The sequence below is a fragment of the Streptomyces sp. NPDC001381 genome (assembly GCF_042895685.1).
Classification (GTDB): Bacteria; Actinomycetota; Actinomycetes; order Streptomycetales; family Streptomycetaceae; genus Streptomyces.
In genome coordinates this window covers 421,466-438,238 of record NZ_JBIAWO010000002.1, presented here as the reverse complement: position 1 = coordinate 438,238, position 16,773 = coordinate 421,466, and the positions used below count along the sequence as shown (strand labels likewise).

The window sequence follows — 16,773 nt, the reverse complement described above, 5'->3', positions numbered from 1 at the left end:
TGGAGGAGTCATGGCCGAGCACGTCCTCACCGGCACACGGGGCACGATCACGGCACACGAGTGGCCGAACGAACGGGCCCGCTACGTCGCCCTGGTCGTCCACGGGTACGGAGAGCACGCGGGCCGCTACGGGGAACTGGCCGGCGTCCTGACCGGGCACGGCGCGGCCGTGTTCGCGCCCGACCACATGGGGCACGGCAGATCGGCCGGCGAACGGGTGCGGATCGAGGACTTCGAGGACGTGGTCACCGATGTGCGGGCCGTGGCGGAACTCGCCCGCGAGGCGCACCCGGACCTGCCGCTGGTGGTGATCGGTCACTCCATGGGCGGTCTGGTCGCGGCCCGCTACGCCCAGCGCTACGGTGCCGGGCTCGCCGCGCTCGTGCTCTCCGGGCCGGTCGTCGGCGCCTGGGAGCTGCCGGGTCGGCTGCTCGCGTACGAGGAGATCCCCGACATCCCGGTCAGCCCCGCCGCCCTCTCCCGTGACCCGGCGGTCGGGACGGCGTACGCGGCGGATCCCCTGGTCTGGCACGGGCCGATGAAGCGGCCCACGCTGGAGGCCTTCGTACGCACCCTGGAGACCGTCGCCGAGGAGGGCGCCGTCGGCCCGCTCCCGCTGCTGTGGCTGCACGGCGACGACGACCGGCTGGTCCCGCTGCCCGGCAGCCGGGCCGGGGTCGAACGGCTCGGCGGGGACGGGGTGACCGAGCGGATCTATGCCGGGGCGCGGCACGAGGTGTTCCACGAGACGAACCGGAAGCAGGTGTTCGCGGACCTGACGGACTTCCTGGACCGGGCGCTCACCCGCTGAGACCCGGCCGTTTGCACCGGTTCGCCCGGGGCACCCGCGCCCCCATGGAGTGGTTGCGCAGTGCCGCCTGCGTGGGCGAGGACCCCGAGCTGTTCTTTCCCGTGGGCACGACGGGACCGGCCCTGCGGGAGGTCGCCGACGCCAAGCGCGTCTGCGCCCGCTGCCCGGTCGTCGCCGACTGTCTGGACTACGCGCTCGGCAGCGGACAGACCTCGGGCGTGTGGGGCGGGACGGGCGAGGCGGAACGCGTCGCATTGCTCCGTACCGCGGGACAGAACGTGACAAGGACACGGAGGAGCACGGTATGACCGTCGTGAGGAGCCCCCTTCCCGAACCCGCCCGCCAGGTCACCTACGACGCGTTGCAGGGCACCCTCGTGGATCTCCTCGGGCTCTCCCTGATCGGGAAGCAGGCGCACTGGAACGTCGTGGGCCCGCGGTTCCGTTCGGTCCACCTCCAGCTCGACGAGGTGGTGTCGGCGGCCCGTTCGTACGCCGACACGGTCGCCGAACGCGCCGCCGCGCTCGGCCTGCCGCCGGACGGACGGCCGGAGACGATCGCCTCGGCGTTCACCCTGCCCGGGCCGAAGGAGGGCTGGCTGCGGGACGAGGAGGTCGTCCAGGTGGTCGCCGAGGCGCTGGGCGCCGCGATCGGACGGCTGCGCGAGCGGATCGCGGCGACCGCGGAGCCGGACCCGGTCACCCAGGACCTGCTGATCGGCATCACGGCCGAGCTGGAGAAGCAGCGCTGGATGTTCGAGGCGGAGAACGGGCCGCGCGACCACTGAACACGAGGATCCCTCGGCACGCGTACCACTCAGCCCGAGGATCCCTCGGCACGCGTACCGACCCGTCAGGAAAGGGGCACGTCATGACGGACGCCCTCGAACTCGACGCGCTGTGGGAGGACTTCCGCCGCGCGGTGAACATGACCTCGCAGGAACTGGCCGCCCGGCTGCGGGTGCGGGACGCGGACGGGACCGCGGAGCCGCTGCCCGGGGAGGCGGGGACCCCGACGGGGCAGCACGTCCTGGCGATCCTGCAGAAGAGGCGCACCGACCTGACCGACGACGACATCCGGGTCATGTACCGGGTCGTCGACACGGTCGCCGCGCAGGCGGACCCGGAGAACGAACCGGAGGCCGAGGACACCGGCCGGCGCCACCGGCTGATGGCGATCGGCCACGACCCGCTCAGGGCCTGAACGTGCCCAGCCGGGACAGGGCGGCCGCCACCAGCGTCCGTACGCCCGGCAGCAGGACCGACGGGTCCGGCGCGAACAACGGACTGTGGTTCCCCGGCACATGGGCGAGCTTCTCCGTCAGCTCCTCCCCCGGTGCCGCCTCCCACACTGCGGCCGGGGTCGAGGTCAGGTACCAGTAGTCGTAGGGCACCCCCTCGGGCGCGAGCAGTGAGAAGTCCTCGCTGCCCATCGCCTGGCCGAAGTCGAACACCGTGTGCTCGCCGAGCAGTTCACGGTGCACGGCGGCGATCTCGCGGTCCAGGTCGGCGTCGTTGACGGTGCTCGGGCAGCCGGGGTGGACGGTGATCTCCGGCGGCACCGGGCAGCCGGCGGCGGCGCACTCCCCCTCGACGATCCGCCGGATCGCGCTGAGGACGCGCTCGCGCACCCGGGTGTCCTGGGTGCGCACGTTCAGTGAGAGGCGCGCCTCGGCAGGGATGATGTTGCCCTGGGTCCCGGCGTGGAAGCGCCCCACCGTCAGCACCGCCGGCTCGCCCGCCGCGACCTCGCGGGAGACGACCGTCTGCAGCCGGGTGACGATGTACGCGGCCGTGACGACCGGGTCGACGGTGGACTCGGGCCGCGAACCGTGCCCGCCGACGCCGTGCACGACGACGTCGACGTCGTCCGAGGCCGACAGGGTCAGTCCGGGGGTGTGCGGACAGAATCCCGCGAGCCCCGGCGTGACGTGCTGCCCGAACAGCACGTCGGGACGCGGGAAGCGCTCGTGGACACCGTCGGCGACCATCGCCGCCGCCCCGCCCCCGGCCTCCTCGGCGGGCTGCCCGACCACGACCAGCGTGCCGGACCAGACGTCCCGGGCGGCGGCCAGGGCCCCGGCGGCCTCCGCGAGCCAGGTGACGTGCAGATCGTGACCGCAGGCGTGCATCACACCGTCGACGGCCGAGGCGTACGGCAGTCCGGTCCCCTCCCGCACGGGCAGCGCGTCCATGTCGCCGCGCAGCCACACCACCGGCCCCTCACCCCGGGCGAGCACCCCGACCACGCCGGTGCGGGCGACGCCCTCGGTCACCTCGAACCCGGCGGCCGCCAGCCGCGCGGCGAGCTTCGCCGCGGTGCGGTGTTCCTGGAAGGAGAGTTCGGGGTGCCGGTGCAGGTCCTGGTAGAAGTCCTCCAGGTCCGCCGTCCTCAGGCCCGAGGTGATGTCCCGGGTGACACGGGCGACGTCGGCCGGTTCGGTCATACGCGGAGGGTACGGCGCGGCCGGCCGGGCGGTCGAGGAACCGGCCCGTGGCCGCGGGTCTCAGAGGTCCAGGACGCGGGCGATCGTGCGCAGCACGCCGTTGTCGTTGTTGGAGGGCACGAGGTGGCGGGCCCGGCGGACCACCTCCGGGTGGGCGTTGGCCATCGCGAACGACCAGTCGGCGGCGTCCAGCATCTCCAGGTCGTTGAGGTAGTCGCCGAACACCATGGTCTGCGCGGGTGTGATGCCGAGCTCCCGCTGGAGCCGGCGCAGGGCGGCGCCCTTGCTGGCGGTGCGGTTCATGACGTCGACCCAGTGCTCGCCGGAGACGACGACCTGGTGGGTGTCCGCGAACGGCGCGAGGCCCGGGGCGGTGGTCTCCTCGGCGTTGCCGAAGTCGAAGAGGGCGACCTTGATGACGTCGTCGTCGACGGCGGTGAGGTCCTCGACGACCTCGCAGCGCACGTAGTACTTGTCGACCTCGGCCCGGAAGGCCTCGTCGGCCCGCTCGACGTAAGCGGACCGCTTCCCGCAGACGACGGCGCCCAGGTCGACCCCGCCGGCCGCGAGGCCCCGTACGGCGTCCACGACCCCCGCGACCACCCCGGGCTCCAGCGGATCGGAGCTCAGCTCCCGCCCGTCGCGCACCACATAGGTGCCGTTCTCCGCGATGAACACCATCCCGTCGGCGACCTCGGCGAACTCCGCCGCCAGCGTCGCGTACTGCCGGCCGCTCGCCGGGCTGAACAGCACCCCGCGCCGCCGCAGCCGCGCCAGCGTCTCCCACAGCCCCTCGGGTGTCCGCTTGTCGTCGTCGAGCAGCGTGCCGTCCATGTCGGTGACGACCAGCCGGATGTCGACGGGACCGGCCGGTGGTTCGGGCGCGGTCGGCTGGGGGGCGTGCGAGTAGGGCATGTCCTGCTTCCTGTGCTGCTGATCCTCGGCTGATGACCGGATTGTCACCCTACCGGGGGACCCGGCGAATCCCGGGACAGCGGTGATCATGCGGCGGCACAATGGCAGCCGAAGGGTACGGCGGAGAAGGAGCGGTGACGTGGGCGGTGCACGGCTGGACACCAGCGTGGCGCACAACGCGAGGGTCTGGAACTACTGGATCGGCGGCAAGGACAACTACGAGGTCGACCAGCGGGTCGGCGAGCACGTCGCCGGCATGTTCCCGCTCATCCGGGACATCGCCCGCGCGGACCGCTGGTTCCTGGGCCGGGCGGTGCGGTTCCTCGCCGAGGAGCGGGGGATGCGGCAGTTCCTGGACATCGGCACCGGGCTCCCGACGGCCGACAACACCCATCAGATAGCCCAGCGCATCGCGCCGGACGCGCGGATCGTGTACGTCGACAACGACCCGATCGTGCTGGCGCACGCCCGCACCCTGCTGACCGGCACCTCCGAGGGCGCCACCGACTACATCGACGCGGACGTCCACGACCCGGCCGCGATCCTCGAGCGGGCCTCCGCCACCCTCGACTTCGGCCGGCCGGTCGCGGTGATGATGCTGGGCATCCTGAACTTCGTCCTGGACCACGAGGCGGCCCGGGACATCGTCCGGAAGATCGTCGCCGAGATCCCCTCCGGCAGCTGCCTGGTCCTCACCCACCCCACCCACGACCCCGAGGTGGGCGGCGAGGGCCAGATCCCGGCGATGAAGTTCTGGAACGAGAACGCCACCCCGCCGATCACGGCCCGCGGCGGCGCGGAGATCGCCGCGTTCTTCGAGGGCCTGGACCTGCTGGAGCCGGGCCTGGTGTCCTGCTCGCGCTGGCGCGCCGCCGACGACCGTGCCCCGGTGGTGCCGCAGTACGGCGCGGTGGCCGTGAAACCCTGACCGCACAGCCGGACGTGCACCGACGGACGTATCCGTGGAGGACGTATGACCACCCTTGCCGACCCCGTCCCCGGCGGGCGTCCCGGAGACGTCGAGCGGGCGTCCGCGCTGAGCGGGGAACTGTCCGGCAGAGGCGTGCACGGGATCGTCCTGTCCTACGTCGACACCGCGGGCGTCGGCCGGGTGAAGACGGTCCCGACGGCGGGGCTGGCGTCGGCGGCGGCCTGGGGCGTCGGCATGTCCCCGGTGTTCGACACGTTCCTCGCGAACGACCACATCGTCACCACGGACGTCCTGGGCTCCCCGGACGGCGATCTGCGCCTCTACCCCGATCTGGACCGGCTGGTCGTGCTGGCCGGGCAGCCGGGGTGGGCGTGGGCGCCGGTGGACCGCGTCGCCCAGGACGGCGCGCGGCACCCGGGCTGCTCCCGCACCTTCCTGCGCCGGATCGTCACCGGCGCGGCCCGCGACCACGGCCTCGCCTTCAAGGCGGGCATCGAGATCGAGTGGGCCGTCGGCCTGGACTCCGCGCCCGCCGGGGAGTTCGTGCCGGCGACCACCGGACCGGCGTACGGGGCGACCCGTCAGGTCGAGCTGAGCGAGTACACCGCCGACCTGCTGGCGGCGTGCGCGGCGCAGGGCGTGGACGTCGACCAGGTCCATCCGGAGTACGCGCCCGGCCAGTTCGAGATCTCGGTGGGCGCGCTGGACCCGGTGGCGGCGGCCGACCGCAGCGTCCTGGTCCGGCAGACGATCCGCGCGGTGGCCCGCCGGCACGGTCTGCGGGTGTCGTTCTCCCCCGCCGTCGCCGCGGAGGGCGTCGGCAACGGCGGGCACGTCCATCTGTCCGCCTGGCGCGAGGGGGTGAACCTGCACTCCGGCGGTGACCGGCGGCACGGCATGACGGCCGAGGCGGAGGCGTTCGCCGCCGGTGTGCTGGCCCGGCTGCCCGCCCTGACGGCCGTGACCGCGCCCAGCCCGGCCAGCTATCTGCGGCTCAGACCGTCCCAGTGGGCCGGGGTGTTCACGGCCTGGGGTCTGGAGACCCGCGAGGCGGCGGTGCGGCTGGTGCGGGGCACGGCGGGCCGGCGCGCCGAGCAGGCGAACCTCGAGGTCAAGCCGGTCGACCTGGCCGCCAACCCCTATCTCCTGCTCGGCTGTCTGATCGCCGCGGGCCTCGACGGGCTGGTCTCGGAAGCCGGGCTGCCGGAGGAGATCACCGGCGATCCGGCCCACCTCGCCGCCGACGAGGCCGCGGCCAGGGGCGTACGGCGGCTGCCGGTCTCGCTCGGCGATGCCCTCGCGGAGTTCCGCGGGGACGAGGTGCTGCGGGCGGCGCTGGGGCCGGTCCTCGCCGACGCCGTGACCGCCGTACGGCAGGGCGAGATCGACGCCGTGGACGGACTGGACGACGCGCGGGTGGCCGCCGCCTACCGCTGGGTGTACTGAGGTGGGTTCCGGACCGGTCCACGAGGCGCTCGACGGACTGGAGCTGGTGGACCACCACTGCCACGGCGTGGTCCCCGGCCCGCTGACCCGGCCTGGCTTCGAGGCCCTGCTCACCGAGGGCGACCGCTGGCCCGGCGTCTCCCCCTTCGACACCCCGGCCGGCGTGGCCGTACGCCGGCACTGCGCGCCCCTGCTGGACCTGGACCGGCACGCCCCGGCCGACGTCTATCTGGCGCGGCGCGCCGAACTGGGGCCGCGGGAGGTGAACCGGCGCTTCCTGACGGCCGCCCGCACGGGCGTGTTCTGCGTCGACACCGGTTTCGCCCCGCACCCCCTCACCCCGCCCGCCGAGCTGGCCCGGGCGGGAGGCGGCGCGGCCCGGGAGGTCGTACGGCTGGAGGCGGTGGCGGAATCGGTCGCCGCGCGCGGTGCCGACGCGGGCGGGTACGCCGACGCGTTCCGGGCCGCCGCCCTGGACGCGGTGCGGCGGCCGGGGGTGGTCGCGGTGAAGTCGGTGGCCGCCTACCGCACCGGCTTCGACCTGGACCCGGCCCGCCCCTCGGAGGCGGACGTCACCCGCGCGGCCCGGCGCTGGCTGGCGCGCGGCGGACGGCTCGACGAACCGGTCCTGGTCCGGCACCTGCTGTGGACGGCCGTGGACCTGGGCCTCCCCCTCCAACTGCACACCGGTTTCGGCGACAACGACATCCGGCTGCACCGCGTGGACCCCACCCACCTCACGGACTGGCTGCACCTGACCGCGGGCACGATCCCGGTGCTGCTCCTGCACTGCTGGCCCTACCAGCGGCAGGCCGCCTATCTGGCCGCCGTGTTCGAGCAGGTGTACCTGGACGTGGGTCTCACCCTGCACCACGTCGGACCGGTCAGGGCGCGGGCGGTGCTGGAGGAAGCGTTGGAGATCACACCGTTCCGCAAACTGCTGTACAGCTCGGACGCCTACGGTGTCTCCGAGTTCTACGCGCTCGGCGCGCTGGCGTTCCGGCGCGGTCTCGGAGAACTGCTCCAGGACCGGGTGGACGCCGACGAACTGAGCCTGCCCGACGCGCTGCGCCTGGCACGCTGGGCCGGAGCGGACAACGCCCGCCGGGTCTACCGGCTTCCCGACGGACACTGAAAGTATGATCAAGCAATGTCAGACTTGACCGAGACCACGCCCGGTTGGCTGAGCGCCGACGAGCTCGAGATGGCCCGCGCCCGGATGCCGATCCTCTACGTCGAGGCCGTGCCCGTGCGCGTCGACGACAGCGGCGAAGTCACCAGCATCGGCCTGCTGCTGCGCATCGGACCGGACGGCAACGTCAGCCGGACCCTGGTCTCCGGCCGGGTCCTGCACCACGAACGCGTCCGTGACGCGCTGCTGCGCCACCTCGAGAAGGACCTCGGCCCGGTGGCCCTGCCCCGCGTCCCGGCCTCCCTCCAGCCGTTCACGGTGGCGGAGTACTTCCCGACGCAGGGCATCACCCCGTACCACGACCCCCGTCAGCACGCGGTGTCGCTGGCCTACATCGTGCCGGTGACCGGCGACTGCCGGCCCCGGCAGGACGCCCTCGACCTGGTCTGGTTCAGCCCGCAGGAGGCGGCGTCGCCTGCGGTGCAGAGCGAGATGCCGGGCGGGCACGGGTTCCTGCTCCGGCAGGCCCTGGCCCACGTCGGCCTCTCGGCCTCCTGACCGGGATGGTCCCTCGTCAGCGTGCGCTGATCGGCGCCGCCGTCAGCCGTCCCTGCACCCTCGTGGTGTGCAGGGGCTGCTGCTGCGGCGACGCCCGCAAGCACCCCGGTTACGACCACGACTGGCAACTGGAGCGCCTGATGGCGGCGGCCGCCGACTCGGGGGGCGCCTTCCAGGTCCGTACGACGGACTGCCTCGGCCCCTGCGACCAGGCGAACGTCGTGGTCGTCCAGCCCTCCGCCGCCGGACGCCGGGCCGGCGGCCGGGCCACCTGGGTCGGCTTCGCCATGGACGACGACTGCACCGAGGAGATCCTGCAGTGGGCCGCGGCCGGCGGACCGGGTGTCGCCGCGCCTCCGGTCACCCTGGAGCTGCAGTTCGTCAAACCGCCGAGGGACGCGCGGGTCCGCAGCCGCCGCTAGCAACTGCCGCTCCGCACGGGCGGATTGGGCTCGCGGATCTTGATGGCTTAGGTTGGCCCGATGGGGGCGACGACACAAGAGCGGGCAGCGAAACGTTCCGGCGGGGCGGCGCGCTCCTCGGTGCTGATGGCGCTGGGGACGGTGGTGTCCCGGGCGACCGGACTGATCCGGCAGGTGCTCCAGGGGGCGGCGCTGGGCACCGGCCTGCTGGCCACCACGTACAACACGGCGAACACCGTGCCGACCAGCCTCTACACGCTGCTGATCGGCGGCGCGCTGAACTCGGTGCTGGTGCCGCAGCTGGTGCGGGCCCGGGCCGACCGTCCCGACGGCGGGCGGGCGTACGAGCAGCGGCTGGTCACACTGGTGGTGTCCGTGCTCGCCGTGGGCACCGCGCTGGCGGTGTGGGCGGCCCCGCAGATCGTCAGCGTGTATCTGCGCGACACCCCGGACGGCCACGAGGCGTACCGACTCACCGTCGTCTTCGCCCGTTTCCTGCTCCCGCAGATCTTCTTCTACGGCGTGTTCAACATGTACGGCCAAGTGCTCAACGCCCGCGAGAAGTTCGGCGCGATGATGTGGACGCCGGTCCTCAACAACGTCGTCCTGCTGGGCGTGTTCGGCGCCTATCTCGGGCTGATGTCCGTGCCCCAGCGGGTGGAGGACGTCACCGCCGCCCAGGTCCGGCTGCTCGGCATCGGTACGACGGCCGGGATCGCCGTGCAGGCGCTGGCGCTGATCCCGTTCGCGCGGGCGGCCGGGTTCCGCTTCCGGCCGCGCTTCGACTGGCGCGGCTCGGGCCTGGGCTCCGGTGTCCACGCCGCCAAGTGGACGCTGCTGTTCGTCCTCACGAACCTGGTCGCCCTCACCGTCGTCACCAACTACGCGAACGCGGCCGACCAGGCGCTGCCGGACGCCGGCGCGGGCTACACGGCGTACACCTACGCGCAGACCATCTGGATGCTGCCGCAGTCGGTGGTCACGGTCTCGCTGGTGACCGCGCTGCTGCCGCGGATGAGCCGGGCGGTGGCCGAGGGCCGCATCGCGGACCTGCGCGCGGACCTGTCCCGGGGCCTGCGGGTGAGCGGGGTGGTGATCGTGCCCGCCGCCTTCCTGTTCCTGGCGCTCGGCCCGCACGTCGCCACGCTGCTGTTCGCGCACGGCGCGTCCGACGCGGCCTCCGCGCAGCCGCTCGGGCACATGCTCCAGGCGTTCGGTCTCGGGCTGATCCCGTTCTCGGCCCAGTACCTGCTGCTGCGCGGCTTCCACGCCTTCGGGGACACCCGGACGCCGTTCCTCCTCGCCGTGTGGATCGCGGCGGTGAACATCGCCCTGGCCACCGCCTGCCATCTGCTGCTGCCCGTCCGCTGGGCGGTGACCGGCATGGCCGGCGCCTACACCCTGTCCTACCTCGCCGGCCTCGCCCTCACCGCACGCCTGATCCGCAGACGGGTGGACGGCCGCCTCGACGACGGCGCCCTGCGCCGGACGTACACCCGGCTGATGTGCGCGGCGGCCCTCGCGGCCGCCCTGGGCTGGGCGGCCGACCGGGCCTGCGGCACCTGGCTGGGCGGCGGAACGGTCCCCACCGCGATCGCGCTCACGGCGGGAACCGTCACCCTGGGCCTGGTCTACGTGGGCCTGGCCCGGCTCCTGAGGGTGGAGGAGCTGGGGCGGCTCGGCCGGCTGCGGTGATCCCTCACCGCGCGACCTGCCCGGCCAGTGCGGCGCGGGCGCGGGCGACCCGTGAGCGGACCGTCCCCACCGGGCAGTCGCTCACCCGGGCCGCCTCCTCGTACGGCAGCCCCAGCAGCTGTGTCAGCACGAACGCCTCCCGCCGGTCCGCGGGCAGCGCGGCCAGCAGGTCGAGCAGGACGACGCCGTCGTCGAAGCCGGGCAGCCCGCGCGGCTGGGCGAGTTCCACGACCGGCCGCCAGTCCGGCAGGTCCGCGAGGCGCGGGCGGGCCGCGGCGGACCGGTAGCTGTCCATCACCGCCCGCCGGGCGATCGACAGCAGCCACACCCGCGCCGAGCACCGCCCCTCGAACCGGTGCAGGCTGCCCAGCGCCCGCAGGAACGTGTCCTGCGTCAGATCGTCCACCGCCTGCGGGTCGGCGCACAGATGGGCGACGTACCGCAGCACGTCCCGGTGCAGGGCCCGCACGAACCGCTCGACGGCGTCGGTGTCCCCCTGCTGGGCGGCCAGGGCGAGAGCGGTGGTCGTCTCGTCGGCGGGGGTCTCCCGGGCACGGGAACGGCGGGCACGGTGGTGGTGAGCCTTCGTGTGCCTCCGGGCGTTCTCGTGTTGCGCGGCCTTGTCGGACCTCCCGGCCTTCGCGTGGGTCGCGGCCTTCTCGGGCCTCCCGGCCTTCGCGTGGGTCGTGGCCTTCTCGGGCCTCCCGGCCGTCCCGTGGATCGCGGCCTTCTCGGGCTCTACGGTCTTCGCGCGGGTAGCGGCTTCCTCAGGCCTCGCCGCCCTCGCGCGGGTCGTGGCCTTGTCGCGCCTTCCGGTCTTCGCGTGGGTCGCGGCCTTCTCGGGCACGGCCGCCCTCGCGCGGGTCGCGGCCTTCTCGGGCGTCGCGGTCCTCGCGTGGGAAGTCGTCGGGGCAGGGGGCATCGGCGTGGGTCCTTCTCGGGTCGGGGGGATGAGCCGTACGGTTCCGGCCGCCGTCGGGCGACGGCGGACCGTGCGGGCGGCCCCCGGGAAGTGATCGCGTGGACGAGGAACAGCGACCGCGCCGCCCGTGCCGCGCGGGCTCGCACCCCGGCGCGGCGTGAAGGCGCCGGGACGGTCCGCTCCCCCGGCCGTCCCAGCGGTGCCGTCAGCCACCCTGTCACCGCACGCAGGACACGGAACACGGCCCGCTCCCCGTGTGCCGGCCACAGCCCGCACAGGAGCGCGGCCGACAGATGGGCGGCGAGCATGCCGGCGGAGGGCGGGCCCGCGGGGGCGGGCCCCCTGTGGTTCATGCCGGCCATGGCGGCCATGCCGCCCGCGGCCGGGACGGCCGCCGGTGCGAGGGAGAACGCCGTGTGCAGGGCCGCCTGGGCGGCGACCACGACCGCCGTCACCAGCGGCGCGCCACGCTCACGCCCGGCCAGGCACCAGCCCGCGCCACCCGTGCCGACGGCTCCGGCGGCCGCCACCCACCAGGCCGGGGTGCGGCCGGAGACCGGCACATGCGCCAGGGCGGCGAGCAGCACACAGACGGCCGCGAACACCGCGGCCCGCAGCATGCGCGAGCAGCGCCCCGGGATCATGGCGCCTCATCCTGGCAGCGGGTTCACGGACGCCGGCGAGGGTTGGGCGAATCCACAGCAGGCTCGGGCTGCTCACAGGCGGGACGGCCGGGCGGCCGGGCGCCGACGGCGTGCGCGGCCGCGTGCGCGCACACGACCGGGGCCGCTTCCCCGTTTCTGTGGAAACGGCCTTCCGACCTGCGGTGAAGCCGGTCGGGACGACGGGATCGATGCGGATCGCGCCCCCTGTGTGGTGCCTCGTCAGTCCGCCCTCACTGGATGCGTGAGGTTCGCGCCGGTCGCCGGGTCGAACACGTGAGCCTTGGCCATGTCGACCTGTAGCTCCACCGGTTCGCCCTCGCGGGCACGCGTGGCGGCGTCCAGGCGGGCCACGATGTTCTGGGTGTCGGTGCCGGTGTCACGCAGACCCGAGTCTTTGGCGAGCTCCTCCAGTTCGGTGGTCGTCGCGGGCCCGCCCTCCGCGGTGAAATAGACATACGCATCGGAACCCAGTGACTCCAGTACCTCCACGGTGGCGGTGAAGACCGGGCCCGTCCGGTCGCGGTCGTGTGACAGGGCCACGTCCTCGAATGCCTCCGGCCGCAGCCCGACGATGACCTCGCGGGGCGCGTTCTGCCTTTCCAGTGCCCGCCGCGTACGGTCGTCGAGGGTCAGGTCGCCCAGGGACGAGCGCAGGACACCGCCCTCCACCGTCGCGTTCACGAAGTTCATCGCCGGGGAGCCGATGAAGCCCGCGACGAAGATGTTGCGCGGCAGGTCGTACAGCTCGGCGGGTGTGCCGATCTGCTGGACCAGGCCCTGCCTCATGACCACGACGCGGTCGCCGAGCGTCATCGCCTCGGTCTGGTCGTGGGTGACGTACACGGTGGTCGTGCCGAGGCGCCGCTGCAGCCGGGAGATCTGGGTGCGCATCTGCACCCGGAGTTTGGCGTCCAGGTTGGACAGCGGCTCGTCCATCAGGAACGCCTTGGGGTCGCGGACGATCGCCCGTCCCATGGCCACCCGCTGGCGCTGCCCGCCCGAGAGGTTGGCCGGCTTGCGGTCCAGGTGCTCGGTCAGGTCGAGGATCCGGGCGGCTTCCGTCACCTTGGCGTCGATGGTGTCCTTGTCCACCTTCGCCAGGCGCAGCGGGAAGCCCATGTTCTCCCGGACGTTCATGTGCGGGTACAGGGCATAGCTCTGGAACACCATGGCGACGTCGCGTTCCTTGGGAGCCAGGTCGTTGACGACCCGGTCTCCGATGCGCAGGGTGCCCTCGGTGATGTCCTCAAGTCCGGCGATCATGTTCAGGGTGGTGGACTTGCCGCATCCCGACGGACCGACCAGGATCACGAACTCGCCGTCGGCGATCTCGAGGTCCACGTCCTTCACGGCGAGGGACCCGTCGGGAAAGCGCTTGGTGACTCCCTCAAGGATGATCTCGGCCATGGATGGTGCCTCCTTGCCTTCATGCCTTCCGGGGCCGAGCACTGCGGTCGGCGTCTCGGACCGGTGGCCTGTCTGCCGCGGTCGGCCCGTTCACCCCTTGACTGCCCCGGAGGTCAGTCCGGCGACGATCCGCCGCTGGAAGAACAGAACGAAAACGATGATCGGGATGGTGATGACCACAGCGGCGGCGGCGATCGACCCTGTGGGCTGTTCGAACTGGGAGCTGCCGGTGAAGAACGCGATCGCGGCCGGCACCGTGCGCGCGGACTCGGTGGACGTCAGCGAGATCGCGAACAGGAAGTCGTTCCAGCAGAAGATGAACACGAGAATGGCCGTGGTGAACACGCCCGGCGCGGCCAGCGGCACGATCACCATCCGGAAGGCCTGTGCGGGCGTCGCCCCGTCGACCTTGGCGGCCTTCTCCAGATCCCAGGGGATCTCCCGGAAGAACGCCGACAGGGTGTAGATCGCGAGCGGCAGGGAGAAGGTCATGTACGGGATGATCAGCCCGATCCAGGTGTCGAAGATCCCGATGATCCGCTCGATGTTGAACAGCGGTGACACCAGGGAGATCGGCGGGAACATGGCGATCAGCAGTGACATGCCGATGAGTACGCGCTTGCCGGGGAACCGCAGCCGGGCCACCGCGTAGGCGGCCATGGTGCCCAGTGCCACCGCGATCACCGTGGCGATCAGGGCGATACCGATCGAGTTGATCAGCGCCCGGGTGAACTCGGAGGTCTCGAAGATGCCCCGGTAGTTCTCGAGGGTCCAGTCCCGGGGGATGTAGTCGCCGTCCGTGAGGGTGCTGGGGTCCTTGAACGACAACGCGGCGATCCACCACACCGGGAACAGGGCGTACAGCACCACCACCACGTTCAGGACACCCCATCGGGCGGCATGCGTCCTTCCTGCCGCGGCCATCAGCGCTTCACCTCCGCGCCGGGTGCGGCGGTGCCGAACAGTTTGACGAAGGTGAAGGCGATGATCCCGACGCAGATGAAGATCAGGACCGAGATCGCCGAGCCGATGCCCAGGTTCAGCGCGGTGAACAGGTTGTCGTACCCGAGGATCGACAGAGAGCCGGTCCCGTGCGCGCCGGCGGTCAGGATGTAGATGTTGTCGAAGATCCGGAAGGCGTCCAGTGTGCGGAAGAGCAGTGCCACCAGGATGGCCGGTTTCATCAGCGGCAGCATGACCTTGGTGAAGCGCTGCCAGGCGGTGGCACCGTCCACCATGGCCGCCTTCAAGGTCTCCTCGGGGACCAGCGCGAGGCCCGCGAGCAGCAGCAGGGCCATGAACGGCGTCGTCTTCCACACCTCGGCGAGGATGATCAGCCAGAGGGCGGGCCACTGTTCGGTCAGCGGGGCCTCTCCGCTGGGCAACAGTTCGGCGAGGTATCCGAGTTCCGGGGTCCAGGCGTACTGCCAGGAGAAGGCGGCGACCACGGTGACGATTCCGTACGGAATGAGGACCGACGTGCGGACGACGCCGCGCCAGAAGATCGTGCGGTGCATGACCAGGGCGAGCCCCATTCCGAGAACCAGTTCGATCACCACGGACACGGCGGTGATGAAGAGCGTGACCCAGAAGGCGTCCCACCAGAACGGGGAGGACAGCACCGCCCCGTAGTTGCTCAGGCCCACGAACTCCGCCTGTCCGGGGAGGCGCAGGTCGTACCGCTGGAGGGACAGATAGACGGCGTACCCGATGGGGTAGGCGGTCACGGCGACCATGACGACGACCGCGGGCGCGCAGAGCAGCCAGCCGAGCCGCCGCTCCTGCCTGGCGCCCGCCGAGAGTGTCGCCCGGTCCGGCCCCGCATGCTCCGTCTCCGCCCCGGGGGGCGGCGGGGTTGCGGCCGGTCGCGCCCGCGTGCTCATCTCGGGCCGCCCGGGGACGAGGCCCGCGCGCTGCGGCGTCGGCTCACGGAGTGGTGCGGGAGGAGGTGGTTCACGGGATCACACCCTCGGATCGCAGGGCATCGTCGATCTGCTCCCCGATGGTGTCGACGGAGCTCTCCGGTTTGATCCCGGCCGGCGGAGACAGCGTGTGGGAGACCGCGATCGACACGTTCTGGTAGGCAGGAGTGAGCGGGCGCACGCTCGCCTTCTCCAGGGCGGCCAGCACCTCCCCGGAGAAGGGGTACTCCTTCATGAAGGCGGGCTCGTCGTACAGGGCGCGCAGGGTGGGCGGCAGACCGCCCTCGAGTGCGGCGCTGAGCTGGTTCTCCCGGTTGCGCAGGCACAGCGCCGCCTCGAAGGCCAGGTCGGGGTGGCGCGAGTAGGCGCTCACCGCCAGATCGATGCCGCCGACGGTGGGCCGTGCGGGGCGGTTCGCGTCGACCCGAGGGTACGGCGCCCAGCGGAAGTTCTTGGACAGCGCGGCGTTGTTCGCCTTCATCGACGGATAGACGAACGGGTAGTTGAGCTCGAAGGCCGCCACCCCCGACTCCATGGCGAGGCGGTTCTGGTCCTCCATCTGGTTGGGCAGGGAGGGGTCCGCAGCCGGGGACTTCGCGAGATCACGCATGATCCCCGCGGCCCGCACGGCAGGAGGACCGAGGGAGGGCTCGGTCGCGCTCGCGTTGAGGATGGAGCCGCCCGCACTGTTGATCAGCGTGTTGAACCAGACGGTCAGGCCCTCGTACTGGGCGCCCTGGATCTCCACGAAGTGCGGTTTGCCCTGGCGGGCGAGGGCGCCGGCCATGTCCAGCATCTCGGCCCAGGTCTTGGGCGGGGTGGGCACCAGGTCCTTGCGGTACCACAGGAGCTGGGTGTTGGTGTTGTACGGGACGGCGTACAGCTTGCCCTTCCAGGTCGAGGTCTGCAGCGGTACGCGCAGGGTGCCCGCCACGGCCTGCCGCTTCGCCGCCCCCGTCCATTCCCGGATCCAGCGCGCCTCGGCGAACTCCGCCGCCCAGGTGACGTCCAGACCCAGGATGTCGAGCGAGTCGTCCTCGGCGGCGAGCCTGCGGACGAGCTGCTGGCGCTGGCCGTCCGCGGCACGCGGGAGCTTGTTGTAGCTGATCCTGTAGCGGCCGCCGGACGCCCGGCTGCACCGGTCGGCCGCCTTCTGGAGCGCACCGGAGTCGTCGGGGAAGTTGTACCAGTTGAGGGTCGGCCTACCGGTGCCCTCGTCGCCGCCACAAGCGGTGAGCGCCGACGCCAGCAACGGCAGTACGGCGAACGCCCGCAGCCATCGCGTCCCTCCGGGACGTCCCCTGTCACCCGAAACGGGCCGGCAGCCGCACCTCGCGTGCACGCCCTCCCCACCTCGCTTCCGGACGGTGACACGGGACTCGGACCTCGCAGCGCTTCCTTCCGGCGAACGCTAGACACCACATAAAGCGAGATCAAGCACATATCGCATTCAAATCGCCCAGACCGGCCCATTAGCGGAACCGACGCGGCGAACCCGGGG

16 protein-coding genes and 1 pseudogene are annotated in these 16,773 nt (G+C 72.4%); 10 read left to right on the top strand and 7 right to left on the bottom strand.

The window, feature by feature from the left end; translation table 11 throughout:
- Positions 1 to 10 precede the first annotated feature (10 nt).
- The 4 genes from ACFY2L_RS09055 to ACFY2L_RS09040 all read left to right on the top strand — a co-directional run bounded on the left by ACFY2L_RS09055 (position 11) and on the right by ACFY2L_RS09040 (position 2,014).
- Positions 11 to 811: an alpha/beta hydrolase gene (locus ACFY2L_RS09055; protein ID WP_390656248.1), complete on the top strand. Its 801-nt coding sequence runs from the start codon at positions 11 to 13 to the stop codon at positions 809 to 811.
- 44 nt (positions 812 to 855) lie between these two features.
- A complete protein-coding gene (locus tag ACFY2L_RS09050) occupies positions 856 to 1,119 on the top strand; it encodes a WhiB family transcriptional regulator (protein ID WP_390821922.1) in 264 nt (87 codons plus the stop codon).
- Positions 1,116 to 1,598, top strand: a complete 483-nt coding sequence (locus ACFY2L_RS09045) for a Dps family protein (protein ID WP_390656246.1) — start codon at positions 1,116 to 1,118, stop codon at positions 1,596 to 1,598. The genes ACFY2L_RS09050 and ACFY2L_RS09045 overlap by 4 nt, the downstream gene beginning before the upstream one ends.
- Positions 1,599 to 1,681: 83 nt before the next feature.
- Positions 1,682 to 2,014, top strand: coding sequence for a DUF3140 domain-containing protein (locus ACFY2L_RS09040; RefSeq protein WP_390821921.1), 333 nt, complete (start codon positions 1,682 to 1,684; stop codon positions 2,012 to 2,014).
- On the opposite strand, the gene ACFY2L_RS09035 is transcribed toward ACFY2L_RS09040, so the two are convergent.
- Both ACFY2L_RS09035 and ACFY2L_RS09030 read right to left on the bottom strand, forming a co-directional pair.
- Entirely contained in the window at positions 2,004 to 3,257 is a 1,254-nt protein-coding gene (locus tag ACFY2L_RS09035) for an amidohydrolase (protein WP_390656244.1), read from the bottom strand. The genes ACFY2L_RS09040 and ACFY2L_RS09035 overlap by 11 nt on opposite strands.
- A 60-nt stretch (positions 3,258 to 3,317) precedes the next feature.
- Positions 3,318 to 4,172, bottom strand: a complete 855-nt coding sequence (locus ACFY2L_RS09030) for a Cof-type HAD-IIB family hydrolase (protein WP_390821920.1) — start codon at positions 4,170 to 4,172, stop codon at positions 3,318 to 3,320.
- 139 nt (positions 4,173 to 4,311) lie between these two features.
- Between ACFY2L_RS09030 and ACFY2L_RS09025 the strand changes: the two genes are divergently transcribed.
- From ACFY2L_RS09025 to murJ, 6 genes are all read left to right on the top strand, one after another.
- Positions 4,312 to 5,100: an SAM-dependent methyltransferase gene (locus ACFY2L_RS09025; protein ID WP_390656242.1), complete on the top strand. Its 789-nt coding sequence runs from the start codon at positions 4,312 to 4,314 to the stop codon at positions 5,098 to 5,100.
- A 45-nt stretch (positions 5,101 to 5,145) separates the two neighbouring features.
- A complete protein-coding gene (locus ACFY2L_RS09020) occupies positions 5,146 to 6,549 on the top strand; it encodes a glutamine synthetase (protein WP_390821919.1) in 1,404 nt (467 codons plus the stop codon).
- A gap of 1 nt (position 6,550) precedes the next feature.
- The gene (locus tag ACFY2L_RS09015) at positions 6,551 to 7,684 is read left to right on the top strand and encodes an amidohydrolase family protein (protein ID WP_390656240.1); all 1,134 of its coding nucleotides are present in this window, start codon (positions 6,551 to 6,553) and stop codon (positions 7,682 to 7,684) included.
- Positions 7,685 to 7,699: 15 nt separating this feature from the next.
- The gene (locus tag ACFY2L_RS09010) at positions 7,700 to 8,239 is read left to right on the top strand and encodes an NUDIX hydrolase family protein (protein ID WP_390656239.1); all 540 of its coding nucleotides are present in this window, start codon (positions 7,700 to 7,702) and stop codon (positions 8,237 to 8,239) included.
- A gap of 5 nt (positions 8,240 to 8,244) precedes the next feature.
- Positions 8,245 to 8,661: a (2Fe-2S) ferredoxin domain-containing protein gene (locus ACFY2L_RS09005; RefSeq protein WP_390821918.1), complete on the top strand. Its 417-nt coding sequence runs from the start codon at positions 8,245 to 8,247 to the stop codon at positions 8,659 to 8,661.
- A 126-nt stretch (positions 8,662 to 8,787) separates the two neighbouring features.
- A complete protein-coding gene (gene murJ, locus ACFY2L_RS09000) occupies positions 8,788 to 10,356 on the top strand; it encodes a murein biosynthesis integral membrane protein MurJ (protein ID WP_390657099.1) in 1,569 nt (522 codons plus the stop codon).
- A gap of 4 nt (positions 10,357 to 10,360) precedes the next feature.
- Here murJ and ACFY2L_RS08995 read toward each other — a convergent pair.
- From ACFY2L_RS08995 to ACFY2L_RS08975, 5 genes and pseudogenes are all read right to left on the bottom strand, one after another.
- Positions 10,361 to 10,897, bottom strand: a pseudogene (locus tag ACFY2L_RS08995) (sigma-70 family RNA polymerase sigma factor); the annotation flags it as partial.
- Positions 10,898 to 12,162: 1,265 nt separating this feature from the next.
- Entirely contained in the window at positions 12,163 to 13,350 is a 1,188-nt protein-coding gene (locus ACFY2L_RS08990) for an ABC transporter ATP-binding protein (protein WP_390656236.1), read from the bottom strand.
- A gap of 90 nt (positions 13,351 to 13,440) precedes the next feature.
- A complete protein-coding gene (locus tag ACFY2L_RS08985; protein WP_390656235.1) occupies positions 13,441 to 14,274 on the bottom strand; it encodes a carbohydrate ABC transporter permease in 834 nt (277 codons plus the stop codon).
- Complete coding sequence (locus ACFY2L_RS08980; RefSeq protein WP_390821917.1) at positions 14,274 to 15,233, bottom strand: carbohydrate ABC transporter permease; 960 nt, start codon at positions 15,231 to 15,233, stop codon at positions 14,274 to 14,276. The genes ACFY2L_RS08985 and ACFY2L_RS08980 overlap by 1 nt, the downstream gene beginning before the upstream one ends.
- Before the next feature lie 70 nt (positions 15,234 to 15,303).
- Complete coding sequence (locus ACFY2L_RS08975; RefSeq protein ID WP_390822397.1) at positions 15,304 to 16,548, bottom strand: ABC transporter substrate-binding protein; 1,245 nt, start codon at positions 16,546 to 16,548, stop codon at positions 15,304 to 15,306.
- Positions 16,549 to 16,773: the final 225 nt, after the last annotated feature.